Source organism: Curvibacter sp. GW821-FHT01G03 (genome assembly GCF_059422285.1).
The window spans coordinates 292,178-317,246 of sequence record NZ_JBWKWP010000001.1; the positions used below are offsets into that span (position 1 = coordinate 292,178).

Annotated in this window: 18 protein-coding genes; 7 read left to right on the forward strand and 11 right to left on the reverse strand. The window is 55.4% G+C overall.

Annotation, left to right across the window (positions count from 1 at the left end):
- Positions 1–52 precede the first annotated feature (52 nt).
- Together AC07VS_RS01360 and AC07VS_RS01365 are read right to left on the reverse strand one after the other, a co-directional pair.
- The gene (locus tag AC07VS_RS01360; RefSeq protein ID WP_494750000.1) at positions 53–1,447 is read right to left on the reverse strand and encodes a hypothetical protein; all 1,395 of its coding nucleotides are present in this window, start codon (positions 1,445–1,447) and stop codon (positions 53–55) included.
- A 10-nt stretch (positions 1,448–1,457) separates the two neighbouring features.
- A complete protein-coding gene (locus tag AC07VS_RS01365) occupies positions 1,458–2,648 on the reverse strand; it encodes a hypothetical protein (RefSeq protein WP_494750001.1) in 1,191 nt (396 codons plus the stop codon).
- A gap of 1,814 nt (positions 2,649–4,462) precedes the next feature.
- Between AC07VS_RS01365 and AC07VS_RS01370 the strand changes: the two genes are divergently transcribed.
- Positions 4,463–4,987 (forward strand): hypothetical protein, encoded by a 525-nt coding sequence (locus AC07VS_RS01370; RefSeq protein WP_494750002.1) that lies wholly within the window; start codon positions 4,463–4,465, stop codon positions 4,985–4,987.
- Positions 4,988–5,747: 760 nt separating this feature from the next.
- On the forward strand, positions 5,748–7,277 hold the full coding sequence (locus tag AC07VS_RS01375) for a hypothetical protein (protein ID WP_494750003.1): 1,530 nt from the start codon (positions 5,748–5,750) through the stop codon (positions 7,275–7,277).
- A gap of 98 nt (positions 7,278–7,375) precedes the next feature.
- Here AC07VS_RS01375 and AC07VS_RS01380 read toward each other — a convergent pair whose 3' ends face one another.
- The 4 genes from AC07VS_RS01380 to AC07VS_RS01395 form a co-directional block, all read right to left on the reverse strand.
- Complete coding sequence (locus AC07VS_RS01380; RefSeq protein WP_494750004.1) at positions 7,376–7,678, reverse strand: H-NS histone family protein; 303 nt, start codon at positions 7,676–7,678, stop codon at positions 7,376–7,378.
- 1,054 nt (positions 7,679–8,732) lie between these two features.
- A complete protein-coding gene (locus AC07VS_RS01385; protein ID WP_494750005.1) occupies positions 8,733–9,047 on the reverse strand; it encodes a hypothetical protein in 315 nt (104 codons plus the stop codon).
- Positions 9,048–9,076: 29 nt separating this feature from the next.
- The gene (locus AC07VS_RS01390) at positions 9,077–10,264 is read right to left on the reverse strand and encodes a J domain-containing protein (protein WP_494750006.1); all 1,188 of its coding nucleotides are present in this window, start codon (positions 10,262–10,264) and stop codon (positions 9,077–9,079) included.
- A gap of 58 nt (positions 10,265–10,322) precedes the next feature.
- Complete coding sequence (locus tag AC07VS_RS01395) at positions 10,323–10,895, reverse strand: hypothetical protein (RefSeq protein WP_494750007.1); 573 nt, start codon at positions 10,893–10,895, stop codon at positions 10,323–10,325.
- Between the two features lie 445 nt (positions 10,896–11,340).
- Here AC07VS_RS01395 and AC07VS_RS01400 point away from each other — a divergent pair, with 445 nt between their 5' ends.
- Positions 11,341–11,532, forward strand: a complete 192-nt coding sequence (locus AC07VS_RS01400; RefSeq protein ID WP_494750008.1) for a helix-turn-helix domain-containing protein — start codon at positions 11,341–11,343, stop codon at positions 11,530–11,532.
- 470 nt (positions 11,533–12,002) lie between these two features.
- On the opposite strand, the gene AC07VS_RS01405 is transcribed toward AC07VS_RS01400, so the two are convergent.
- Complete coding sequence (locus AC07VS_RS01405) at positions 12,003–12,641, reverse strand: response regulator (protein ID WP_494658073.1); 639 nt, start codon at positions 12,639–12,641, stop codon at positions 12,003–12,005.
- Entirely contained in the window at positions 12,634–14,373 is a 1,740-nt protein-coding gene (locus tag AC07VS_RS01410) for a sensor histidine kinase (protein WP_494750009.1), read from the reverse strand. Before AC07VS_RS01410 ends, AC07VS_RS01405 begins: the two co-directional genes overlap by 8 nt.
- 206 nt (positions 14,374–14,579) lie before the next feature.
- Here AC07VS_RS01410 and AC07VS_RS01415 point away from each other — a divergent pair, with 206 nt between their 5' ends.
- From AC07VS_RS01415 to AC07VS_RS01425, 3 genes are all read left to right on the forward strand, one after another.
- Positions 14,580–14,951, forward strand: coding sequence for a response regulator (locus tag AC07VS_RS01415; RefSeq protein WP_494658071.1), 372 nt, complete (start codon positions 14,580–14,582; stop codon positions 14,949–14,951).
- 92 nt (positions 14,952–15,043) lie between these two features.
- Complete coding sequence (locus tag AC07VS_RS01420; RefSeq protein WP_494750010.1) at positions 15,044–16,669, forward strand: methyl-accepting chemotaxis protein; 1,626 nt, start codon at positions 15,044–15,046, stop codon at positions 16,667–16,669.
- Positions 16,670–16,996: 327 nt separating this feature from the next.
- On the forward strand, positions 16,997–18,970 hold the full coding sequence (locus AC07VS_RS01425; RefSeq protein ID WP_494750011.1) for a methyl-accepting chemotaxis protein: 1,974 nt from the start codon (positions 16,997–16,999) through the stop codon (positions 18,968–18,970).
- A gap of 83 nt (positions 18,971–19,053) precedes the next feature.
- On the opposite strand, the gene AC07VS_RS01430 is transcribed toward AC07VS_RS01425, so the two are convergent.
- The 3 genes from AC07VS_RS01430 to AC07VS_RS01440 all read right to left on the reverse strand — a co-directional run bounded on the left by AC07VS_RS01430 (position 19,054) and on the right by AC07VS_RS01440 (position 23,197).
- Positions 19,054–21,789, reverse strand: a complete 2,736-nt coding sequence (locus tag AC07VS_RS01430) for a diguanylate cyclase domain-containing protein (RefSeq protein WP_494750012.1) — start codon at positions 21,787–21,789, stop codon at positions 19,054–19,056.
- A 417-nt stretch (positions 21,790–22,206) separates the two neighbouring features.
- Positions 22,207–22,650, reverse strand: coding sequence for a hypothetical protein (locus tag AC07VS_RS01435; protein ID WP_494750013.1), 444 nt, complete (start codon positions 22,648–22,650; stop codon positions 22,207–22,209).
- 229 nt (positions 22,651–22,879) lie between these two features.
- The gene (locus tag AC07VS_RS01440) at positions 22,880–23,197 is read right to left on the reverse strand and encodes a hypothetical protein (protein ID WP_494750014.1); all 318 of its coding nucleotides are present in this window, start codon (positions 23,195–23,197) and stop codon (positions 22,880–22,882) included.
- A 505-nt stretch (positions 23,198–23,702) separates the two neighbouring features.
- Here AC07VS_RS01440 and AC07VS_RS01445 point away from each other — a divergent pair.
- Positions 23,703–25,061, forward strand: coding sequence for a hypothetical protein (locus AC07VS_RS01445; protein ID WP_494750015.1), 1,359 nt, complete (start codon positions 23,703–23,705; stop codon positions 25,059–25,061).
- Positions 25,062–25,069 lie beyond the last annotated feature (8 nt).

Below are 25,069 nucleotides of genomic sequence, written 5' to 3' on the forward strand. Positions count from 1 at the left end.
GCAATCGAGTGCAAATGGCCTCGGTGATTTGTTGATCAATACGGAAGATGAACTACGTGTTCATGTTCATAACCGCCATCTCCAAAAACGCCTCCAGCGCCTGTGCCGGCGTCGGGGTGGGCGTGTGCCGGGCACCGGTCTTCTTGAGTGCCTCCGAGCGGCTGTAAGTCTGACCCGGCTTGCAACCATTCACGTCCTTCAGCCAGGCAAACCAGCATTGCAAGCGGACGGCTTTTTCCAGTCTTTCGCGCTGCGGCGGCACGTCGCCGAACACGGACTCCAGCGTCCTGAAGGGTGCGGGCGTGACATCTTTGACCATGTCTGTCGTGCCCGTTAGACGGTTGAGCCATTGCGTCTGAATCGTCGTGCAGGCATCCACACGCGCTGCCGTGTCCAGGATCATCAGGCATCGAAACACGAACCCGCGATCGCGGCGCCAGTGCAAGGTCCACTGCTTGCCGAGCAGATGCTGTGCGACAGGTTGATGACGCAGTGCGTTCCAGAACCCGTTCCAGACCGATGAGACCAGAGCACAGCTCAAATCGTTCTTCAAGGCAGGATCAAAGCCAAAGTCCAAGACGATGGCCTGGATGTGCTCGTGCTGTTTGAAGATCGAATCGAGCCACAGGGTCGCACCGTTTTCACGTGCCACGAAGATGCGTTCACGATCACGAACACGGTTCGCAATAGCGATTGCCATCAGACGGTTGCGTACCAGCAAAGAAAACAGGTGAACGCAATGGGCGAACGGCACGTGCTCCTGATCGTCGACGACACGGATTTGTTGTGGGTTGACTTCGAAGATGCCACGACCTTCTGCCAGCAACTCATTCAGCTGGTTCAGTGGGATCAGTTCTTCGGCCTTGTAGAGGTCCAGAAGGGCCTGCATCTTGGCGGTCACGGCGCACTCGATCACCAAGTTCACCCAAGGGTGGTAGGCCTCACGGATATGCTGCCAGTAAAGAACGTGTCGGATTGAGCGCATCACCTGCTGACCAGTGGGCGTATAGCAATCATGGACAGTTTGCAGGTGCCCTGAATTGCTGCTGTTCCCCCCCTCTTGAGTTGCACGTTGGATTTCCACCAGCGCGCTGACAGGCGATGGCGCCCCCCTGAGCAAGGTAGCCCATTGGAGAATGACCGCGGCGTGAAACAGGGTGGACTCAAACCACGGCTCGTTGCCGTCGAGGTTCGCGCGCAGCGGTGGCAGTTCTCGGACGCCGTCGAGCAGGTCCGGCACCGCATCGATAGATGGGGTGTCAGCAGACATCTGGCCCGCGTAGCGTGCTTGCGCGTGAGCACGCTGCAGCTGCTCAGTCAGCACGCGCGTACGCCACAGAGTTGTCATCACCATCGGTTTGAGCGTGACCTCGGGTGCGTGTTGGTGAGCGCGCCGTGCCTTGTGCACCTGGGCGGGGCCCGGCGCGATGTAGGGCATGTTGTTCATTGGTGAAACCTCAAGGTGCGGCCAGGCGGCTCGGACGTTGACCTTCAGCGCTGAAGTCGTCGACGCGCAGGAGCCTCGGCTGCGGGATGGACGCTTTGGCCATGAACTCGCTGTAGCTCGCCGTGCGAGGCTGCTTGTGGCCCAGCTTGGGCTTGAGGTCAACTTCAAGGCTCTGCAGGCCGCTGAACTGCACGCCGGCAATCGGGTGGCAGGACAGCATCTGGGTCGGACGCACCAGGTACGTGGCGACGTTTTCGAGACGGTGGAGCAAGGGATAGCCCTCCGAGATGTCGTGATCCATGCCACGAAATTCGAACGGGGAGCCCGGAAAATTCGGGTCAAAAAACTGTGCCTCCGGGTAGCACTCGATCCAACGATCTCCCAAGAACTCGATCAGGTCCTTCACCTCTTGCAGGCTGTGCTGCTTCACCAGGAGGGCGCAATGAATGCGCGCACCACGGACGGACACCATCAACTGATGTGCCTCGACCAAACGGTCCTTGCCCAGGCGTTCGTGCATCGACTTCTGCCAACTGGCGTAGGCAGAATTCAGGTTGAGGACCTCCTGTTCGAGGGGCGGCTGAGTGGTCATCTGCTCGATCGCTGGACCAAGCAAGTCGACCTGCACCACGCGGGCACCGGGAAAGCGCAGGGCTTGCTTTTTCAGGGCTTGGAACAGGGCTTTGAAATGCTCGTCGTGCGCGCGCTGATGCTCGTAGGCAACCAGGCGATTGCGCGACGTGCCGGCGTTGCGGCGAAACGAATCAACGAACCCCGTGATGGTGTCGTGCAGGACCTTGGGGTCCGAGCGCAACATGGCGTCAAGCATCTCGGGGTGGAGCCCAAAGATCGCGCGGCTTTTGTTCAACTCGCGGATGAGGTTTTCAACGCAGGGGTGCAGTGAGAAGCTGAGTCGATTGGTCGGCGTTGCGTAGGCCAGCAAATCGGCGCTGTGGGTCAACAGGGCGCTTGCGACCTTGGTGAGCTTGATGCGCAGGGCACCGTGCGTCTCGCGGAGGGTGGTGATGGGGTCGTGCGAGTTGATCAACGCGCGGTTAATTTCGAGTGCGTTGTGCAGTCGGGCTTCGATAACGTAGGCTTTTTCGGCGGCCTGTTCAGGGCAGTGTTTGAACAGGTACTCGTTCAGGATGGCCTCCATGATGGAAGTGCGTTTGGCGACCGGTTTGGTGCGAAGCGGCATGATGGTTCCTCGTTGCGACAGGTGTTGGACGTTCTCAAGCCCCCGACGGCAGGTCTGGCAGGGCATTTGGATCGGGTCGACTGCCGCCTCTTTGATCCTCTCGGTTGTGGCGGCAGCCGATGACTCGACTTTGCAAGCACCCTGCCGATTGGGGAATGGATGGATCTCAACGCCATCAACGGAGGCAGCGCATGCCGGCGATGAAAATTGTTAAGATTTTGTAAAGTTCGATTCGCGGAGGCGATCGGCGCTGTTGCGCACCAGCGCTGACGCTACCGCCGTTCTGCACTTGCGGCAGCAGATGCTGGGCTGCTGCAGCCCAGATGTGACGGCTGATATCAATCACACCAGGGCTCCAGTAATGCAGGACGGGTATGGTGAGCCCGTCGCCCTACCTGATCACTTCGTCGTTGACTTGCAAGCTGCGTGGGACACGTGGGAGCACACTCACTGAGCCAAGACTTCTGCCCAGCATCATCTCTCTGGCCAGCCTGCAAATGTGGGGCTGCACCGGGCCACCCCTGCCTCAATGCAAACGGTTGATCGCAATGGCGGACATCGCCGCCGGTTGACCGGGGTGAGTGGGGCTCAGGACACCTGTCTGGATCAACGCTTCATAGACGGTTGATCTTGCAACGTGGGCCAACATTGATACTGCGCGCGGCGCGAGTCGGCAAGGTCTGACGTTGGCGGAATGCATTCTTTTGGCTTGAATCTGCACGCGTGTGCAAACGCCCTGAATACAGGATCAGCGCAGATCTAGGCGCACGCTGGATCATGGTCGTGGGGTGTCACTGGCGCAGGTCATGTGTAGCTGTGGTTCGCTTTGTGGAAGTCCTCGGACGTTGGTGGACGCGGACTTATACCGACGTCTGCCTTGGATGACAAAACACCGCTCTCGAGCGCAAAAAATCATTAATGAGCGCCAACTTTCAGGCAACTGAGCCCACGACGTGCACACTTGCATTTTTGCTTGCAGAGCGATTCCAGGGCGATCATCACCCCTCGCCAGGCCGCAAGAAATCGGGCTTTCAGGTGGAACTTGTAATTCAGGCAAAGACAAAAACGGGCCCATTTTTCCAATGGCACGTTTTGATATGGGGCTTCAATCTTGCAATGTGAAATGATTTATGCGGCTTGAGAATGCTGAAAACAGAGCTCGATTTGGTGGCTGATGACTGGCCTTCATTCACCCTTTAGACCATGTCTGGGTCAGGACTTGGACCGACTTGATGAGTACGGAGGCGACCCGGAATGGGGGCTTGGGCGGCAGACATAGATCACCGGCGTGCTTCATTTGGTCGGTGCGGCTTTATGTCGAAAGGGGGCGCTGGTGATCGTCAGCAGACACCGGTTTCAACCTCATCTCGAAAGGTTGGACCGTGGACCAGACCGACCGTCTGGTCGCCATGCGGCGGCGCGCATATCAACGCTTTCAACTCATTGCGTGTCTGAATCGACGCGCGCGATCCATTTCTTGGTTGGTGGTCTGAGCGGGTCCCCTTACAGCGCATCGTTGCTCTGCGTTGAGAGCTGCTCGAGGACAAATGAGCAGTTCTTCTGAATGAATGGCGCTGTCAGCATGAAGTCTTGTTGCTGAACTGACGGCCAATTGTTGAACAACCTGCCATGGGACGCAGTGTTTGGATCGAGGCTTTCCAGGGCTCAGTTGTCGCTGACATGGTGCGTGGTCCTTGCACTTTCAATGTGTTGCTGGCGTCGGGCACTTGCTCTCAAAGGACTCCGGGCAAATCGCCGGAAAAATCGATGGTGGCGGATCTGAAACTGGCGACACGGCGTGCACACCGTAGTCCATGTTTCAAGTGAAAGGGTCAATGATGTCTTCCAAAAGTTTGTCCTTCCGCACGCGCTATGTCAGCCAGCGCCTTCTGTCCACTGCTTCCTCCAAGCCCAAGCGTCTGGGACGCCGTCGTGTGCCGATTCGCAGTCACTACGCGAGTGAGGCGCACTGTGTTGCGCCTTCCCCGCGGGTCAGTGTCGTTAAGAACTCGCTTGCCAGTGGTGCTGTGCCTGATGCGGTCCAGGCGCCGTCTGGTCGCAAGTCCAAGCGCGCCGTTGTCTACGTCCCGCTTGAAAAGGAGGTGCGTGACTACCTTCCCACCAACGAGGCGGCGTACCACCTCGGCCGCAAGCCCCAGACCCTGCGTGTTTGGAGCTGCAACGAGACCGGCCTGTTGCAGCCCATCGGGCGTGGTGCACGCTTGTTGTGGCCGGTTGCAGGCATCAAGGCGCTGCTGATCAGGGATGCCGAAAAGGCCAAGAGCAAGGCGGCAGCCAAAGATGCCGCGAAGAAGAAAGACGGCGTGAGCGATGTCTGACGCGTCCAACTTGCACATTTTTGGGGTGCTAGCACGTGGGCCACCCGTGGACATGCGCCACCTTTAGCTGCCTTCGCAGCGGGGCTTCGCATCATCGGCGAAGTGTTCGCTGTGGAGTTTTGACCGCACCGACTTTTGCTGCCGTCTGCCGGTTGCCACATTCGGGCGGATACCCATGACTGGATTGGAGTGCAGGTCGGAACTGGCACTCTAGTTTGCTTGAGTGCCTCATTCGCATTCGATGTGGGTGCGTTTTATTAGTTTTGTCCTGTTCTTGGTCCATCTCAAGTCTTCGGGTCACTTGTCACTACAGGCTGGAACGTGTCGAGGCTTCCCTTGCGAAATCAAAGCATTTATTGTCTCGATATTCGTTTGTAAACTTTATCATGCACCTGAGCAATGAAGCCTCAGTGTTGCTCAGTCGCATTTTGTCCTTGAGGCGTTGATCAAACTTTGCTTTTATGTGAAAAATGAATCTCTGGTCGTCGCGCAACTTTCTCGCGCGGCAGTGGTCACGAGACCGTAAAGGTCCCCGAATGGGGTTGATAGGATTCATTCGTATCTTTTAACAGGGGCTGCGGTAGCCACCAATTGAATTGACCTTGATGTTGCTGGGGCCGCTTGGTGACTTATGAGATCTTTCCTCTGGCTGGAGAGGTTTGTGATAATCTTGGGATTTTTTGGGAGGTTTGAGATGGGGCGCCCGAGTAAACCATATTCTCGACTTGATCGGGAGGTTGTTCTTAATCATTTGCCTGACGTGCTTTCTATTGATGAGGCACAAGCTGAGGCGTTGATTGATAGATATGCGGATGAAATTCCTGCTCTTGCGCGTGTTTTGATCGGCGCTGGTACGGGTAATTGGCGACAATGGGCCTCAGTGATAATGGCAAAAATACCAAGGAGTATGTGTCAGGTCGGAGACTATAGTTGTGTAATTTCTACGCAGGATGGTGGTGCGCGATCTTCGTTGCAATTTTTGGCATCAATTGAGAATCTGGGTGACGAGGATCCGAAAAAATCACCAGAAACCCATGCGGAAGTATGTCGATCTATTCATCGTGGCTTGTATGCTGAATACTGCCGTAAATCTGGAAACGCAAAGTACTCGAGCGATACGGATGCCGATATCGGAAAGCTTATGATGTCTTGGTTTGAGTCGGCAAAATTTGACGATGAGCTGGCTCGTCATCCATGGAGTACTGATACAAATCTTAGTCGCGTATTGTTTTTTCTTGAGAATGACCTTGAACTGGGTGTGAAGCAGCAGATCTCAGAGCGAAAATCGATTGATGGTTGGGGATGTGATTTTGAATTGGTGCGGTCTGTTGAGTTTGATTTATATAAAAGTGAATTAGATCGATATCTAGGGGTTCTGGATGGCATTGTTTCGGAGTTTGAGCCAGGTAAGCATTCTACTGAGGCTTTGAATCTCGGTGATGATTGGAGTCTCGCTGAAAATCAAGGAGAATTCGATACTGTTCCAGACAGTCTAACATTGCTGTTCAGCGTTCATCTTTCGGTTAATAAGGCGCTGAACGAAATGGCGGCTCAAAATGAAATACATCAAAAAGCATTTCAGATGCTGCATGGATTCACTCAGGCTCTCAATGAGGTTGGCATCGCTAGTGCTCCGGATCATATCCTTGAGATTGAGTTTTTTGATTGCAGCGAATCTTTGCGAAACCTGATTTTAGGTTGGTTTGGCTCGGGAGGGGAATTGTTGGGTAAGCACCCGCTTTTCAAAAAGCCAATTTTTGAATCGGATGTTGATAAGATCTTGCAGTGGACGGTATCGTTGCGCAGTGCTTATTTAAAAGGGCGCGGAATTTTTGAGTTTGGTGAACTCAGGTCGGCAGTTGATAATAATTCGAGTGCAAACCCTGAATCTGATTTCAATTCATTTCAGCGATTCTTGTTGGCTGTCGTTATGCTGGCGGCCTACTACGGTGGCTCAAAGGTGGATAATGAGTTGATTGGGTCTAAAAATCGCAGTAAGTCAGTATTTCCTGCGAGGGGAGCATTGCATTCGGGACCATCTATCCATGTGGAGGAAATTTTTCTTGCTGCGTTTGGACAGATTTACTATTCAAACATCTCTTTTGATATGGGTGCTGAGCGCTTGTTTTTGTATGCTGAGCATCGCAGAAAGATACGGGAGCTTAAGATGCTTCTTTTGTGGAGGTTTGTGAAGGATCGTAGTGTGAGAGATATATCGATAATTTTTTGTTTGCTCAAATTTAGCATGTTGGATAAGATGGGTGTGGATTTGGGTCTTGCTCCTCCCTAATTAAGGTATGCTGAGGAAAAATATCGTCTAAGAATCGAGATCTACTTCTGATATGGCGAGTAGATCTTGATTCCTGGCTCGCTAACAGATAAATTTATTTACTGAGTGATCAGGAATTGGCTACGATCCTTCCCATCAAGCCAGCGAGGAGCCTTGCCGCGACCTGTCCAGGTTTCGCCAGTTGCTGGGTTTTTGTACTTGGCTGCGACCTTCAGGCCCTTCGTGGCGCCATTCCCACCCTTCTTACCTGGGGCGGGGAAGACATCTTCAGCAGTTAAGCTGAAATCTGCGATCAGTTGCTTAACAGTGGTCAGAGCAGCTGAGACTTCAGTCTCACGGGCTTGTGCAATTTGTGCCTCAAGGGCTGCTTTTTGTGCGAGTAGTTCTTTGTAAGAGCTCATGGTGACTCCTGTTCCGGGATGAGAAGTATTTGTAAGGGATTGAGAGCGGTATAGCGGGAGCTATGGCGCGAGTTTAATCCTTTTGATGATGGTCTGCCATTATTTCGAATAGATCTTTTTTACTTTTGCTTGTATTTATCAGCCCGTATCTGAAATGAATGGGTGTGTGGCGTATAAGGCGCCTTAAACTGCGTAAGAGTCCTTGGAGAAGGGTAGGGGCTTGGTTGTTATAAGAGGCGCGAGAAGTGCCTCTAATGCCTTCTAAACGGCATTGGTGAGTCGTTTTTTGAGTCTGTTGTCAGTTCGGGAACTGACTACTTTGTGCGGTACCGGGACTATCGGGATTTCTGTGGTTTACGCAGGTGCCATCAGAGCGGCAGTTCCGCATGAAATACCGGAAATGATAGATCAGCCTTTTCTGTTCTTGTGGAACGGGTTAAGTTGATCATCGGTTCGCGAGTTCCTTGAAAGGCAGATAGGGCATGTTGTCTTGCCACAGATTGTCTTTGGAATGCCTGAGTGAAATGTGTTCCGTTTGATGTGTTGTCCCTTGCAAAGCTTGCGGCATAAACGCCACTTTTTGAAGTGGCAGATTGTGTTGGCTTTACTTGTTTGTAGGTCGAAGTGGAGAGGAACGGGGAGAGGGCGGCAAGAGGCTCTGGGAGCCTCGCAGGCTGCTGGAATGGATTGGCGTGGGTAAATCGATAGTGAGGCTCTATGGGGTGATTTGAGGCCATTGCTGAATGGCTTTGAACTGGAGGTGTTGTGGACTGGGAAAGTTAAAATCATAACTATCACGCGAATCGACCAGTCAAAGCCGACAGCAAGGGGCCCATTTACGCTGCTATCACTTTGATTCGCGAACACCCGTCTGCTGGTGGGTTCAACCGAAGCATTGAGTGCCCGCACCTTGCCCTCCAATGTGGCCGGCCGCAGGCAATAGATGTTGGGGATGTGAGCTTACTTGGAGGACTTCAACTTGCAGTCCAAGGTGGGGTCTGCGCCAACTTAACTTGGACCCTCGCCTCACAAAAATTGAGGTCCTGTGACACTATCAATTACTACCGTCCCTGTCTTTGGGCTTGGCTGGGCTTTTGAGCCAAAACAACGCGATCACGACGCCAATCCATATAACGCCACCGACCAGTTGGCCCAGCCAGGGAAAGACAGTTGTGGGCCAAAACAAGCCTTTACCTAGGTTGAACCAGAATCCTCTGTAGGCCGCTGGCCCCAGCAGCCATTGGTACAAAGTCACCAGGACAACCATGACTGCATATGCCCCGATAAGCATGTTCCGAATGGACGGCTTCTTGGCGGGTACTTTGTTGCTGTTTGGGTTGCTGGGTTCGAATTGCGAGTCGTTGTTCATGGGGGCATCCTTTCGGTGGGTTGGGGAAATCAATAGCCTTGCCGTTGTCCACGGCCTGCCTGGGCTTCTTTGGCTTCGGCGATTTGCTCAAGAGCCGTGCGCAGCAGTTCGAGGTATTCATGCTCGTTGGTACGCCGTCGAAACAGCCGGTGATCGGGGCTGTTTCCGGTCTTGACCAGCTGGAAAATGTTGGCCAGTAACTGATCTGCTTGATGCAGCTCCCACGACTCGTCTTCGGTCAGACCGGTGGTGTAGAGGTGCGCCTCCATATCGGAGAAAAAATCATCGACGAGTTCTCTCAGCATCTCCTCCGCTTCGGGGTGCTCTTCGACGATTTCATCGACAAACCTCTTGGATTGGCCTCTGGCACTCTGAATTTGGCTGCGCCATTTGCCGTGCTCGCCTGGCTTGGCCGAATGGGTCGAGGAGGACGTTGATGAGCTGCTTCCTTGAGCTTGTTCGTTCAATGCGTCTTCGGTGTACCGCAAACGCGCATAGTCACGGATGAGTTTGAAAACCGAATTGATTTCCATCTGCGCGGTCATGTTCAGCTTGATCAGGCGCCGAGCTCGCAGGTAGATTGCGTTCTCCTCGGTACGCATGTCCGCCAGCTTTTCGATGGCGACCGCAACTCGGGTGTCCCCCAGTTCTTTGAAAATCACCCGGTTCTCAAGCACGAGGATCCCGTCTCCTGCGCCACCCCAGATGGTGTCGTCCACCAAAAGCAAGACGTCATCCATGTCGACGTCATTGGCATAGGACGAAATCGCACCACTGAGTTTCTTGAGCGGGATCTTGGGCGCGACATACATCCGCTCGAACTCTTGATCGGGTGGCAGGAATTTGCGCAGAAAAGCGCGCAGCGTTCCGACCTCCGAATTGGACGAGGACTCCTTTGGCTTGGGTGTTTCAGTGCGCTCCTGGCGTGGAGGGGAAGAGGGGCCTGACGACCGCCCCGCCTGGCTGCCCGTATCTGTGCGCTGGCTTTGCCGAAGCTCGCGGTCGTGCAAGATGCGTCGATCTGGATTACTCAACACCCTGTAGGCTTCATTGACCCGTTGCATCTGATCGGTGGCCCACCTCAGAGCCTCGGGGTCCCCTTGTTCGTACCGGTCAGGGTGGTATTGAGAGCGACGCCCTTTGTAGGCAAGCTCGATTTCTTGCGGTGATGCGTTGGTGCGCACACCCAAGATGTCGTAATGATTGACAGTAGTCATTCGGATTCAGGGGCCTATCCAGATTCAACAGAAGGATTGCAAAGGCTGTGGCGAACGGTCAGCTTCCTGCTGGGTACAGCCAGGTTCGGTAGGTCACCTCAGTGCCTTCTGGCACAGAGGTGCCTGCTGCAGGGCTCTGGCGATACGCGCACCCGACGGCTCCTTGGTCGGGCTCTTCTGGGTCGCCTGACAAAGTGATCTGCTTGGGCACGAGGTGTGCGTCTATCAGTAGCTGTTTCTGGTCCTTGCAAACACCGTCAACCTGCGGAACCACGACAGTGGGGCGAACTTTGGGACGCACTTCGGGTAGGGCCATTCGCAGTGACGTGCATCGATCCGAGTCATGCCAGTCCGCGAGCATTTGCATTGCGTCCTCCGCAGAGGAGCTAGACCCATGGGGGTAGAGCTTGTCGTTGATTTTTTCGTTGATCAGCATGGACACCATGGCCTTGCTGCCGACTTTCGATTCGACTTGCTGAAACACCGGGTCCAACTTCACGCCAACCCCAAACAGCATCTCCTTGTCTTGGAACGCTGTGGCCGCCTTGTAGCACTGTCCCAGTTCCACCAACTGATCCTCTGGGCCCTTGGAACACGCGGTGACCAGGACGATGACCGCTCCGGCAGTCATGCCGCGTACCAGGGGTGCTCGGTGCCTTTGCACTATCAACCATCCACTCATTCGATCCTCCGCCGTAGCTCCGTATTTGATATTTGTTGACTATGAGTCACATGCGGCGCAAAAAAAGAGAAGGCATAACTTCCCCACCGCAGCCGACCTGGATCGGCGCTGCGATGGAGAAGGGCTTCTGCGCTCATTAAAAATGAAATGATACTCATAGTCCGTGGTCTCATAGTCCGCCATTATTGAGCATTCCGGGGTGGTCAAGCCTCCCTTAAAAGCTCCAACCGTGGCAAAAAAGTCACCGACGACACAGCCCAAAACCAGGGCTGTGGGTCGGAGTGCGCAGGTGAAAGCAGCGCAAGTGGCGCCTTTGAGTCCACGGGGGCGTGGATCGTCAGCCTCATCGTCAAGCTCTGATCCGGATCAACTGCTTCGGTTGTTCGCGGACAACATGCGAACCATCCGCAAGAGCCGGGAGTTGTCCCAAGAGGCGCTGGCTGACCTCTGTGACCTGGATCGGACCTACATCTCCGGCATTGAGCGCAAACGGCGCAATCTCAGCATCCGCAACATTCAACGTATTGCTGAGGCGCTTCAGGTTGATCCTCGGAAGCTTCTAGATCCAGTACTGGGGAATGATTGAAAGCTGGGAGTTTCTACTCCCGAGCGGCGCTGACGCCGGTGGCCGGGTCAAGACGCAGCGAGAGCAAGGTTCTTTGACGCACCATGTCTGAGAACGGCCAGTAGCGGTCTCCTGGACCTGTCGAGCGAATTGCTGCAGTAGGCTGGGTGAGGTCGGAGGCTTCCCGGATTGGATGTCGGCTTTCGCCGAGTTCGGTCGTTGGGACCTCGATCACATACGCTCGGGAAATTCTGGGGAGACACATGAGATTTCAGAGGTCCCTCGTCATACCCCTGGCCCCAATGTCCTGTACCAACCAGGCATTGCACAGCTCATGTGATGTTGAGGTACAGGCGACATCAGCATCTCAAGATCGGGCAAATCCTTTGTCGGGGCGTCCATCCTGCAATCGTCGCAGGTCACCGAGTCCATCTATCGAAAGATCCGCATGCAACGGTGACTCGGAGCACAGATACTCGGAATTTCGTATTTCACCCGAGGCTGATGCCATGAGCCAAACAATACTGAAACAACTCTCGATTGTTACTCACCAGTAGCTTTTCCAGAACTCGTGATCGGTAAGTCGTCACGGTTTTCGGTGATAGGTGCATCAGTTCACCAATCTCTGTCAGGCGCTTCCCTTCAGCCAGATAAATCAGTACTCGGTATTCCTGTGTCGACAACGCTTCATGTGGGGCCTGTCGCCCTTGCCCCAATGCTAGCTCGGCAATGCGTTCGGCCTGACTGGACGTGATGTATCGTCCCCCAGACGCGATCCTCTCAATGGCCTGAACCAATTCGGTGGGCGCTCGATCTTTCGAAAGATAACCATTGGCGCCCAATTGCAGAACGCGTTGAGCATAAGCTGCCTCGTCGTTGAGACTGAGCACTAGCAAGCGCAGGGCAGGCGCCAATCGTCGCAGCGTACTTACGGAATCAAGGCCCGAAGCGTCCGGTAGATTGAGGTCGACCACGGCAATATCAAAGCTTTTTACGACCACCAGATCACGTGCGCTTGCCAAAGTCGGGGCCGTGTCAATCGACGCTTGGGGCCATCGTGCCAGCAAGAGCTGTTGCAGGCCCAGTTGCACGATAGGGTGATCTTCAACCAGCAGGCAATGCTCAATCATCCTCGTGATTCTCTATCGTCAGTGGGAGAAAAACCTGAACCAGGAACCCTTGTCCGGGTAGGCTCTCGACTTGCAATTCACCATCCATCAATCGGGCTCGCTCGCGCATGCCTGATAGACCAAAATGTCCGCTACTGTCGTGATTCTGCGCCAGTCCTTGCCCATTGTCGGCAATCATCAGTAGGTAGTTTCCTTCTGGTGTGACCTGGCCTGTGATGCGACAGGTCGTCGCTCTAGAGTGGCGCAATACGTTGGTGACTGCTTCCTGCACAATTCGGAAGCACGCGATTGTCTGGCGAGGGCTCAGGTGGTTGGCATCGTGCACGACAACTTGGGTGTCAATTTTTGCAGGTCCGAGGACGGTCTTGACCCAATCTTCGACAGCGGTCTGCAGGCCAAGATCATCGAGCAGTGGGGGGCGAAGCTCAGCGGTGATGCGCCGTGACGTGGTGACGCCTTGGTGCAGGGCCTCCTCTAGCAGGCGACGCTGGGAGGAAGACATGGCTGAGGAAGGCAATCCACTGACCAGCATGGAAACACCCGTGAAGATCGCACCGATCTGATCGTGTACTTCTCGAGCGATGCGTAGACGCTCCTGTTCGATATTGTCTTCCTGCTGCTGTGCAAACTCAGTCAATTGCCTCTTGGCTGAGTCTAGTTCAGCCGTTCGTTGCTGAACCTGATTCAGGATGGCCTGCCGAAAGATATCTGCGTGCGCCAAACTGAATCGGAGGTCATCTAGTTCGCGGATCCCACTGGTTTGAGCTGGCTCCAGGCCTCCGTCGATAGCACGTCGCGCATCATCAACGACAGACTCCAAACGCCGAGTAATTTGGCGACTGAGAAATACGACAGTCAGTGTCAATGCGGCTAAGGTCCCCAACGCCATGAGTGCAAATTGAATCATTTCCTTTCGCAATGGCGCTGACAGTACCTGGACCGGGACAGCCAGTGCAACGGTCCAACCCCATTGACCAATCTGACGTGAGGCCGACAGCGTCTCGATACCCTCTTTCGTGGTGGCCGGCCAGGCCGCCTTTTGCGGATGGGCGATGGCGTGCAGGAGATCAGGGCCACCCGGTTGACCGACAAACCGTTCGGGTGAATGACTACGGGCGACCGTGATGCCATCCTGATCAAAGATCCCCGCGATCCATTGAGCGGGCATGTCCTCAGTTTGAATCAACCGAGCCAATGTATCGGTCCCGAAGATCCCGCGAAGGCAATAGACCACTTGGCCATCGTGAAGGACAGGAACGTTCAGCGCCACCACCTGACGCTCTGTGATGGGCGAGTTGAAGGGTTTGGACAGGTTGGGGCGACCAGTCTGGAAAGCCCGGTGTACCGAGTCCAGTTGCGTTGCAGGCAATTTCGTGCCGAGGGGTCGTAACGTCAGGAACACCAGCTGATCATTGCGGTCGATCAAGCTGATCGCCGTCAGCCCCTGCGAGAACTCTTGCACGCGCTGGGCCAAAGCGTAGACGCCTGCGATGTCATTCGCCAGCATGGCATTGGACACGGCAACGGTGGTCAACGCACTGACCACCCTCTCCAGACTGATCTGGGCAGTCTGTGCCAATTCCTCTGTTTCATCTACCAAAGCGATTGCGAGTTGACGCTCTCGCTCCTCGGCGTACTGGTAGGCCGAATAGCCGAAAAGGGCCATCAAGGGCAACGTGGGCAGCAATACCAGAGCCCAAAGCCAGGTGGAGATGGAGTGGGTGTATCTCATGCGTGTGATCCGGCCTATGTCTGTTGAGAAGTGCTCCCCCCCGTCATTCGACAGTCTAGTTGGAACGCATTGAGCGATCAGTGTAGGTTTTCCCTCTCAGGCAAATCGGTGTTCCCTTCCATCCCCATGAGGCAATGCCTGCTACTGCGTTGTTCTGTACCTGGGCACAGTTGGGACCAAGGAGCCACGTTCGTCAGTGGGGGGGCATGAAAGTCGTTTTGGTAGAGGACTCAGCGTTGATCGCAGCTCAACTGATCGACCGACTCGGGCGCGAGCCCACGGTTCGAGTTGTGGGGCATGCGGTCAGTGAAGACGATGCCGTCCAACTCATTTTGAGCACCCAACCTGACGCCGTCATTTTGGATTTGAGCCTGAAGCCGGGAAGTGGCTTGTCTGTGATTCGGCGTATTCGTGCCACAGGTTGTACGGCCCAAGTGCTGGTCTTGACCAATTTCACTCATCCAGAGATGCGCAAAGCGAGTTTCCAAGCAGGTGGGAGCCACTTTTTTGACAAACACACCGAGGCCGAAGCCTGCATCCAAATGCTAACCACATTGTCATCGGACAGCGATGACTGACCCATCCCAAGACGCTTGGTACTTCCGACCAGTTTTTCAGGCGAGTCCAGGAGTCGAAGCGCTCTTTTAGCCCCAATTATCCAAGTTCATTCATGAGACAGAATACCCCCGTCACAGGCCGTGAATTCCAATTTCCTCAGAATTGCGAGACCCTGATAAGCGTCACCGATCTTAAGGGGCGAATCACATTTTGCAATGAAGCCTTCATCCAGGTCAGTGGTTTCAGCAGCGCGGAGCTTCTGGGCCAGCCTCATAACATTGTTCGGCATCCTGATATGCCGGAAGAAGCGTTTCGCGACATGTGGGACACCATTCAACGGGGCATGCCGTGGGTGGGTTTGGTCAAGAACCGTCGCAAGAATGGCGATCATTACTGGGTAGTTGCCAATGCCACGCCGGTACGCGATGGGGACACCATCACGGGGTATCTGTCCGTTCGTACGCCCGCAAGCCGCTCGGAAATTGAAGCCACAATACGGCTCTATGCACAACTGAATCACCAAGCTGCGCAAGGGCGTGGCAGTTTGCACTTGCGGCGCGGCCGCCCAACATCCAACTCCATCCTGGGGCGGTTGGGGCGTCTTTACAGAAGCCTGTTGCCATGGCGGTTGATCTATTTCCAGGTTGGCTGTGCCATTACTGCGATTCTGTGCGGGATGCTCTTCACACCATGGATGGCCGTCCTGATATCCATGTTGGTGGTGATATTGACAAGCCATTGGACATTGAAGCGAGTTCTTCGCCCATTGAACCAAATGTTGGATGATGCCCGCCGCATCGGTGCTGGTGATCTTGCCCATCACGTCACGCTGAATTCAAATGGTCTGACTGGCGATCTGCAACGTGCCTTGCGTCAACTGCAGATCAATATCCGCACGGTGGTGGCTGACGCACGCACCGATATTGGCTCATTGAAGTCCGTCATACAGGAAATTGCGCTCGGCAATCAGGACCTTTCGGCCCGCACAGAGGCTCAAGCGAGCAATTTGCAGGAAACCTCAGCCTCGATGGAGCAGATGACAGAGACCGTGAAGCGCAGCGCGGAGTCAGCCCAAAAAGGAACTGTAATTGCGGCCAACACTGCCGCGGTGGCACAGCGCAGCAATGAAGCAGTTCATGCCGCTGCGGACAGCATGGAGGCGATCAGTGAATCGTCCAAGCGCATTCACGAAATCATTCAGGTGGTCGAAGGTGTTGCGTTCCAGACCAATATTTTGGCGCTCAATGCGGCAGTGGAGGCGGCGCGTGCCGGAGAGAGCGGACGAGGCTTTGCAGTGGTGGCCGCCGAGGTTCGCTCGTTGGCCCACAGAACCGCTCAGGCCGCCAAAGAGATCAAAACCCAGATCCAGGACTCCAATGCCCGCGTCAGCCGAGGCAGCGATCAAGTTAGTGACGCCAAGCACCGCGTGGCAGATGCCCTGGAGTCTGTGGGACATGTCAGTGAGATGCTTGCCGAAATCAGTGATGCAGCCAAAGAGCAGCACCTGGGTATCCACCAAATCAACGATGCCGTGACTCAAATGGACGCACTGACGCAGCAGAATGCGGCCTTGGTGGAGCAACTGGCTGCATCGGCCCAGTCTTTGACGCGGCAGGTGGAGACAGTTCTGTTGTCCACGCGCGTGTTTCGGCTTCAGCACGGTGAAATGACCGTGTCTCAACTGGATGCAACGAATCTCCGAAAGGCTTATCGCATGCTTGAAATCGCTGCTGGCTAGGAACCCCGCCTGGGCCTTTTCTCAACTTCCGCTGAAAATCGCAGACAGACCCTTAGATGACGCGGGTTGCGTTAGTGCGCTTCGCTACGAGGAAATTCTTGATTCAGCTGACCAGGTCAGTTCTTGAAGTTCCAGACATCAAATGGGTGCTGCGGTTCAAACAGCTCTACCGGCTCATCGCCTATCGTTTTCCCCGGCCTAACGAAGTTCAAGCCTGGCACACCAGATTCCGGTTCAGAATGAATCGATCTGAAGCTCTCGAAATCAAACAAGGCTAGGTGGCTGCCGACGGTACGTCAGTGTGGTGCGCCGGGCTGGAGACAAGACATGAAATTCATCATTGCCAAGCTTCAATCCTTAGGTTTGGGCGCACGGCTGTCCATCGGCAACTTCTTGCTGGTTGCGACCCTGTTGGCGCTCTTCCTGCTTGCCATCACCATCTCCATCTCCCGTGCCATTGAGGCCCGCGCCGGCAGTGAGGTACTGGGGAGCACAAAACTGCTCACTGGCTTGATCGCTTCTTCAGACAAGGACCTGCGCATCCGCACTGCTGCATTGGCCAAGGCCTTGCAAAGCATCTTGCATGGCAGTTTGACAGTGGATCAAGGTCCCATGGATGTGGCGGGGCGCGCCACCCCGGTCTTAAAACTGGACGGAGTACCGATCAACCTCAACTTCCAAATCACAGACCACTTTACGAGCTTGACGGGTGCCGTCGCGACGGTCTTCGTGCGCGATGGGGATGACTTTGTCCGGGTCAGCACCTCTCTGAAAAACGACAAGGGCGCGCGCGCCATCGGCACTGTGTTGTCGCATGAACACCCCGGGTACCAGACCTTGCTCTCAGGCAAGTCCTATGTCGGTCTGGCCAACCTCTTCGGGCGGCGTTACATGACCCAATACGACCCCCTGAGGGATGCCAGCGGCAAAGTGGTGGGCCTGTCCTTCGTGGGCATCGACTTTTCTGAATATCTTGCCTCGCTAAAAGAGGCGATCCGCAAACTCACACTTGGAACTTCAGGCTACTACTACGTACTCAATGCCCAGCCAGGTCCAGACTATGGCACCTTGGTCGTCCACCCCGCGCTGGAGGGGCAGAGTGTTCTGGAGTCCAAGGATACGGACGGCCGCTTCTTCATCAAAGAGATCATGGAGACCAAGAATGGCCTGATCAAATACCCCTGGATCAATGCCCCATTGGGTGAGACAACACCACGTGACAAACTGGTCGCCTACACCTATTACGCGGACTGGAACTGGATCGTGGCCGGCGGTACTTATGTGGATGAGTACCTGGGCGAGGTTCAGCAACTGCTGCACTACTTCGAGTTGCTCGGCATGGTGGTGGTTCTGCTGCTGTCGGGGGGGTGGTACGTGCTGATCCGCAGGTACATCGTGGCGCCGATCGCGCAGGTCAGCCAAGCCGCAGAAACCCTGGCCAGCGGCGACCTCACGGTCCAGTTGGATGAGTCGCGACGCGACGAGATCGGGCATCTGATGCGGGCCATGAACCGGATTGGCAAGGGCCTCACCGGCGTGGTCCAGGTGGTCCGGCAGAACTCTGAGAGTGTGGCGGCCACTAGCTCCGAAATAGCCATGGGCAACCAGAATCTCAGTTCACGCACCGAAAGTCAGGCAAGCGCCCTGGAGCAAACAGCGGCATCTATGGAACAACTTGGTGCCACCGTGAAACTGAATGCCGAGCACGCCCACACCGCCTGCGATCTGGCGGTCACGGCCAGTCAGGTGGCGACCCGCGGCGGTGAGGTGGTGAGCGAAGTGGTGGAGACGATGCGCGGCATCAACGACAGCTCACGACGCATTGCCGACATCATCGGGGTCATTGACGGAATCGCCTTCCAGACCAACATCTTGGCCCTGAATGCCGCTGTCGAGGCAGCCCGCGCCGGCGAACAGGGACGGGGCTTTGCCGTGGTGGCAGGCGAGGTGCGCAGCCTGGCGCAGCGCAGCGCAGAGGCCGCGAAAGAAATCAAAGCATTGATTAGTGACAGCGTTGAACGCGTAGAGCGTGGCAGCGGCCTAGTGGACCAGGCCGGCCGTACCATGCGGGAGGTGGTCGACGCCATCCAACGGGTCAGCAACGTTGTGACAGAAATCAGCACCGCGAGCAGGGAGCAAAGCTCTGGTGTGGCTCAAGTGGGTGAAGCAGTGACTCAGATGGACCAGAGTACCCAACAAAATGCTGCCTTGGTCGAAGAAATGGCGGCAGCGGCATCCAGCTTGCGGAACCAAGCGGATGCGCTTGTAAAAGCAGTGTCGGTTTTTCAATTGGCGGACTAGCCCGTCAATACGCATCCAGGCCTAACAGACCATCGCGCAACGAAGGAAAGCCGAAGAGCTTTGGACCACCGCAACCTCACTTGTCACAGGGAAGCGTTGCCAAGCAGTGAGTGCCTCTTCTTGTTTTTGTACATGGCCTGATCCGCCTTGGCAAAAAGTGCGGCAGGCTGTGTTGCATCGGTCGGATAAAAGGCGACCCCGACGCTGGTGGAGACAGATACCCACTGGCCTCCTTTGAGTCGGATGGGCTGCTTGACAGCCAACAGTACGCGCCTGATCACCAATTCAGCTTCGTCAATCTGACCTAAATTCGTCAAAAGGAGTGCGAACTCGTCTCCACCCAAGCGGGATGCTGTGTCGTTCGCTCGGACAGCCGCTCGCAAACGCCCACCAATCTCCTTGAGTACTTCATCTCCGGCTTCATGGCCATACTGGTCATTGATTGGCTTGAACCCATCCAGGTCCAAATAGCACAGTGCAGTCAATGTGCCCAATCGATCATTGAGGGCCAATGACAACCGAAGGTGCTCAGATAGAAGCAGGCGATTGGGAAGACCTGTCAATGAATCATGAAACGCGATGTGCTCTACCTGGGCCTGGTACTGCTTCATCTCAGATATATCTTGGAGCAGCCAAAGGCTCTCGCCAGTTTCCTCTGATAGACGAACACCGCTGATGTCGAGCCAGATGGCATCGCCATTCTTCTTGCGCATGCTTGTCTGCTTGCGAAAGTGTTGGCCTGCGCTCAAAACTGGGTATGCCTCCAGTCCGAAATCCTGATAAGCCTCTTCAGAGGCGTACAGGCACGCCGTATCGATGCCCAGAAGCTCTCCCGTTTCATATCCAAAGATACGTTCGAGAGCCTTGTTTCGCCAAATGATTTTGCGATCCTTCAGCTTTGCAATGCCCAGCAGGTCGTTATCCAGCATAGCTTCTTGCTCAGCGTTCAACTGCCGCAACTGGTAGCGCATGATGTACAACTCGGACACGTCATACATGATGGAACGGCTCATCAGGAATCGGCCATCGACATCTCGAAGGGCCGTCGCAGCAAGGCTAACCCGTCGAGTAATTCCATCCCGCCCGATCAAGTTGAACTCGATGGGGCCCATTCGCCCTTGCTCAAGGAAAGTGGGGAAATTGCCCCAATAAGTGTCCTGGCCAGCCTCATCGAGATAGTCCACCAGCCGGGCCTTGCCGAGAACGTCCGTCCGCGCCGCCCCCATCCAGTTCAGTGCAAGATCATTGACCCGTACGATGACGCCGTCAGCGTCTACTGAATAGTAGCCACAGGGTGCTTGATTATACAGATCCTGAAATTCATCAGAGACCCTTTGCACTTCGACCTCAAGCTGCTTGTTCGCGGTCACATCACGTCCCACGGTCTGCCATTCGCGCAACGCACCTTCCGAATCAAAGTATGCACGATTGACAAATTGACACCAACGCACGTCACCCGAGCCCGATATGACCCTGTTTTCAATCTCCAAAGTAGGCTGGTCTGGTGTGATGGTCGCCAATGCATTTTCGACCTTGCTCAGGTCATCTGGATGGACCACAGGAGCCCAGATCTGACCGAGAACATCCTCCCGTTTCAAGCCGAACATGCGGCAATAGGCGTCATTCACGTAGCTCAGTGTGTTGTCTGCATTGAAGCGACAGATGAGTTCGGTTTGATCCTCCAGGATGCCTTTGTATTGGAGTTCTCTGAGCGCGATCTCGGCGGTTCGATCTCTAACCTTTTGCTCGAGGACCAGGTTGGCTTCGAGTAACTCACGCTTACTTTGCAATAGATGGTGCGTCATCCGCCGCAGTGCGTTGCGAAGGCGGGCAAACTCGACGGTGCTAGCTTTGATGTTGAAATCGGTTCCATGTCCAGTCTCATCCAGGCGCGTAGCCTCTGCTGCCAGCTGTTCGATTGGGAGACTGAAGCGCCTAGCCACCCAATAGGTCATCAGCATGAGCAAGACAGTCAATCCAACTGACCACTTTGCGATTTCAACGTGCATCTGTTTGATAGGGGCTAGTGCAGCGGCAATCGGCTGGCGTACCACAATCGTCCAACCTAGACTTTGGATGGTCGTCGTTGGAAGGGCCAAAGTTGTCGTCAAGAATTCCCTGTCCGAGCCCCAGCTGACCCTAGCGAACGTTCCGTACTCAGGAAGTGGGGTTGTGGGCTTCTGGTCATCTCTGATGCTTTTAGGATGAAGAAAGTCACCATTTTTGTTAACTATCAGAATTTCCAAATTTTCCGCGTGGGGCAATCCCTTCAATGCATTGGCAATGACACCAGTTGCCCACTCCCAATTGAGGTGCGCTCCCAGAACGCCGCGAATGACGCCATCTTCTCGACGGACTGGTGAAGCGAAGTCTAGAAAACGCAATGGCTCAGCTTCAGGATCTGTGCGCAGATGCTTATCCAGCAGTATCGCTTCGTGGGCGTCGCCACTGTAGGGACCTTTCAGTCCTGCGCCAAACCAAGGTCGTTGCGCCACACTTTGATGAATTAGGAGCCCGCCTGTGCTTGATTGAACTTCGCCATAGACGTCGGCGATCCCTATCCAAGAGTACGCAGGAAAGGACTGTTGAATCTCTTCAAAGTGCCCCTCGATCACCGCCGAATCTAATGGGCCTTGGGTGAGCATGGGGTGGTGGCTCAACAACACAATCTCGCGCTCTCTCTCCCGTAGTCCTTCTGCCAACGCCATCGCAATTGGTTTGCCGGCCATGACCAAGACATCAGAGTTGAGGCGCGTTAGTTCCTCAGTGCGATCATGGTCTAAGTAGGTCGCAACGATAAGTGCGATTACCAGCGACATGCCCCCAAACAATAGGGTCAGTCGAACTCTGGAAGTCCGAATCCAAAACAGGAACTGGACGGTGTTTCGCATTGCCTGAAAGCCCCTTGCCTCTTCGTCTGGAGGGTATTGGCACTGCCCTCATCTGGTTCCAAGCGTATCCTGTCGCACAGGCCGCTTCAATAAGTAGATTCATCATTTTGATGCATTGACCTGCAACTTAACTGACAAATTTGACGAAATGACGAGTGGGTTGATCGTTCTGTGGGCCACAGGCGGTTGGCGCCTGGTGCCGTGGCCCGCTATGCCCGCGAAAGTGGACGTTGGTGAACCGCAGCCAGGAGACGGCTCCCGCTGGCAAAGCAGACATCTGCAGCCGATGTGTGAACGACAGCAACGGGCCCACAGCGGAAGTTCATCCTCCTCCGAAGCTGACGGTCAAGTTATCAGCAGCTCCGACCACGGAGAGTTCTTTATCTCCGAAATTGCTTCGTTTGCTCCATCTTGCCGGTAGACCGCAACTATGGCCTCTCTCGCTAGGTTTAGCTGAGCTAACTTTTCGCCAGTAGGCCACTCTCGGAGGCGGATATGCTCACATGGGTAAGCCGGAAGCGTTGCTGCAATTGACCTAATCAGGAATTGATGGCCGCCCGGTTCGGGCGCCGCACAACCTTCGATTTCACGAAGCGCCAAATCAACCAACCATTGATTGTGGGGGACGCCATCCCGGGCTATTCGCAGGTAGGCGGCGAATTGTGTCATGGGACGGAATGCTGCGAGAAAAGCCGCATAGACCACTCCTCGCCAACCGAGGTTAAAGGTTAGGTCGGATATCAATTTTTCATTCACTGCTGCGATGGCCTTAGAAATCGCGTAGTGCATCTCCAGTGGCTCATACTGAACGTCTGGAAACTGACTCAAGACACCCCTCAATTCCTGCCCATCGCGTTGCACCTTTTGGAGGAACCTTAGTGCATTGCTTTCACGTGCGAGGTGCACGCAAGGAATTGGCTCCAGCAAAGCCCAAACATCCGATTCAACGTAAAAAGGAATTGGCATTATTTGGAATGAGGCGGTAAATCGAAGGTCCGCAGTTGGACGAAGCGGGACGTCAGGCTCGGCGCTGCCGCACCCAAGCATCTTCCGTGCTGCGCCGCGTGGCGATAAAGCCTTCTGGGAGGTCGGCAAGTTCGGCAAGAGCCGGGTCACTATCGACCATGCGACCAAGACCAACGACTAGTGCGTTCGTCTCTACAAGCGCTGTTCCGTCGAGAAATTGCCACCCACCATCATCTTCGTCATGTGAGACATAGAGAACGGGGCGTGCGCCTGACACCACGCTAGCTACGGTGATGACTGCGAGATTCTTTGGTTGTGCAAAATTCCAAGACATAGTTTTCGGTGTCTGCTCCTGGCCGTTCTCAGACATCGTACCAGGCGGTGCCTCAGTGGAATGCAGACCACCGGAGTGGTTGGATCGAATTGGAAAGGCTGGCCTGGCTCCAATCGGAATCGGTGGCAGGTTTGAATCGGATCAGCTGGTTGGATTGGTCGGAATTTGCACTTGAGCTTGAATTCCGTTTCGTACTTCCCCATGGGACCCCTTGACGTTTGTCCAACTTCTGGGGGGCAGTTCAAACCCGGGGCGATTCACTAAGCCGCGTTTTTTCGGTTTCAGAGACGGCTTCCGAGCCGCGCAGTTCTTCGTTCTTCATGAACGGCAATTGTTCTTTTACATCGCGATGCTAACTTAGTGCCAATTGGATCGCGGTTCGCTTGTCTCGCTCTTTCCTCGTTCTGCCTACAGGGGCGCCATCGTTCGACGTAAGAGGGGGGGAGCGGGTATCAGACGCGAATTGCAGAGATCGGATAGGCCAACGTCGACGCAGTGTGGTGGCTGCTAGTCGGTTCACACAATCACCTAAGGAACATCAATGTCCACGCGACGAAAATTTGTCACAGCGGGGGTTGGGCTGGGCACCTTGGCAGCCTTGCTGCCCGATTTTGCGTCGTGTGCTACGGCGTGCGTAGCCGGAGAGTTGACCGCCGGTGCGGGCCGCTCGGATGTGTTTTTCGGTGCAGAGCTGTTTCCGCTGGATGGCTTCGTTGGCCAGCATGATCCGCTGGCCGTGCGCGTGTTGCTGCTCGAGCTGGGCCGCCAGCGCATAGCTATCGCGGTGGTCGACCTAACTTCGATCTTCGATGAGGTAATCGCACGCTTCAAGGCGACGGTCGGCGCGGTTGCCGGGGTCATGGTGGACAACGTCATCGTTTGTGCGAGTCATACCTTTTCCGCTCCTCACATTTTTATCGGTGAACGTTTACCTGCGAACGGGAGTACCGCCAGCGGCGAAGCCGCAGTACGGGCGTTCGACTCCGCATTGAGAACGGCCACCGCGCAGGCGTTCGCCAGCCGGCAGCCTGCTCGCCTGGGCGTTGGTGCGGGAGTGAGCCAGATCAACGTGAATCGTGACCTGCTGACACCCTATGGTTGGTGGCTGGGGGCGAATGACGCTGGGTTCGCAGACCATTCGCTCGGTGTCCTGCGCGTCGACGGTCGCGACGGACGACTGCTGGCTGTACTGATGAACTTCTCGGTCCAGCCGTCTGTGATGGACCAGTCGCAGCGTGCGGACGGTGGCCGACTGATCTCGTCGGACTTGGCCGGTGCCGCAACTCGGCACCTGGAGGCTCGCTATCCGGGCGCGGTGGGGATGTTCCTGATCGGTGCTGCAGGTGATCAATCGCCGGTATTGCAGGCCAGCCGACATTTGATCGATGCGGTTGGCTGCGCTGGTCGCGAGGACGTTCATGAGGCCGGCTTCGTACTCTCGGATCTCCTGGGGGAGCGACTGGGAGAGAGCGTGGCGAGGGTCGCGGATGGAATACGCACGGCGCAGATACCCACTCTCGACATTCGTCGAGTACGGCTGCCGGCCATCGCACAGGAACGCGGTGGATTGCCTTCCGGGCCAGTCCTATCGTACGAATACCAGGCCGGCGTGCAAATGGAAATCCCGCTCGTGTTCATCCGCATCGGAGACCTTATGTTGGTCGGCATGCAGCCGGAAATGGCGGCCAGCGTTGGGGCGCTGATCCGAGCACGATCGCCGTTCCGGGCGACCTTCGTGGTGACCATGGTTGACGGCGCAGCCAAGTACCTGCCCGACGCCACGAGCTATGAGCGCTTGACGTATGAGGCGCGCAGTTCGTCCTATGTGAGCGGAACCGCCGAGGCTACGGCTGCGGCGATCATCACCACACTGACGTCCATCTACCGATCGTCCAACTGACCCCCAGT

Bases quoted from the DNA above. Each gene is read 5' to 3' on its own strand.
- AC07VS_RS01425 (WP_494750011.1), top strand. From the start codon at position 16,997: ATGAAATTCATCATTGCCAAGCTTCAATCCTTAGGTTTGGGCGCACGG.
- AC07VS_RS01390 (WP_494750006.1), bottom strand. From the start codon at position 10,264: ATGACTACTGTCAATCATTACGACATCTTGGGTGTGCGCACCAACGCA.
- AC07VS_RS01415 (WP_494658071.1), top strand. From the start codon at position 14,580: ATGAAAGTCGTTTTGGTAGAGGACTCAGCGTTGATCGCAGCTCAACTG.
- AC07VS_RS01380 (WP_494750004.1), bottom strand. From the start codon at position 7,678: ATGAGCTCTTACAAAGAACTACTCGCACAAAAAGCAGCCCTTGAGGCA.
- AC07VS_RS01365 (WP_494750001.1), bottom strand. From the start codon at position 2,648: ATGCCGCTTCGCACCAAACCGGTCGCCAAACGCACTTCCATCATGGAG.
- AC07VS_RS01410 (WP_494750009.1), bottom strand. From the start codon at position 14,373: ATGAGATACACCCACTCCATCTCCACCTGGCTTTGGGCTCTGGTATTG.
- AC07VS_RS01385 (WP_494750005.1), bottom strand. From the start codon at position 9,047: ATGAACAACGACTCGCAATTCGAACCCAGCAACCCAAACAGCAACAAA.
- AC07VS_RS01430 (WP_494750012.1), bottom strand. From the start codon at position 21,789: ATGTCGCTGGTAATCGCACTTATCGTTGCGACCTACTTAGACCATGAT.
- AC07VS_RS01400 (WP_494750008.1), top strand. From the start codon at position 11,341: ATGCGAACCATCCGCAAGAGCCGGGAGTTGTCCCAAGAGGCGCTGGCT.
- AC07VS_RS01395 (WP_494750007.1), bottom strand. From the start codon at position 10,895: ATGACTGCCGGAGCGGTCATCGTCCTGGTCACCGCGTGTTCCAAGGGC.
- AC07VS_RS01360 (WP_494750000.1), bottom strand. From the start codon at position 1,447: ATGAACAACATGCCCTACATCGCGCCGGGCCCCGCCCAGGTGCACAAG.
- AC07VS_RS01420 (WP_494750010.1), top strand. From the start codon at position 15,044: ATGAGACAGAATACCCCCGTCACAGGCCGTGAATTCCAATTTCCTCAG.
- AC07VS_RS01405 (WP_494658073.1), bottom strand. From the start codon at position 12,641: ATGATTGAGCATTGCCTGCTGGTTGAAGATCACCCTATCGTGCAACTG.
- AC07VS_RS01440 (WP_494750014.1), bottom strand. From the start codon at position 23,197: ATGTCTGAGAACGGCCAGGAGCAGACACCGAAAACTATGTCTTGGAAT.
- AC07VS_RS01435 (WP_494750013.1), bottom strand. From the start codon at position 22,650: ATGCACTACGCGATTTCTAAGGCCATCGCAGCAGTGAATGAAAAATTG.
- AC07VS_RS01445 (WP_494750015.1), top strand. From the start codon at position 23,703: ATGTCCACGCGACGAAAATTTGTCACAGCGGGGGTTGGGCTGGGCACC.
- AC07VS_RS01370 (WP_494750002.1), top strand. From the start codon at position 4,463: ATGTTTCAAGTGAAAGGGTCAATGATGTCTTCCAAAAGTTTGTCCTTC.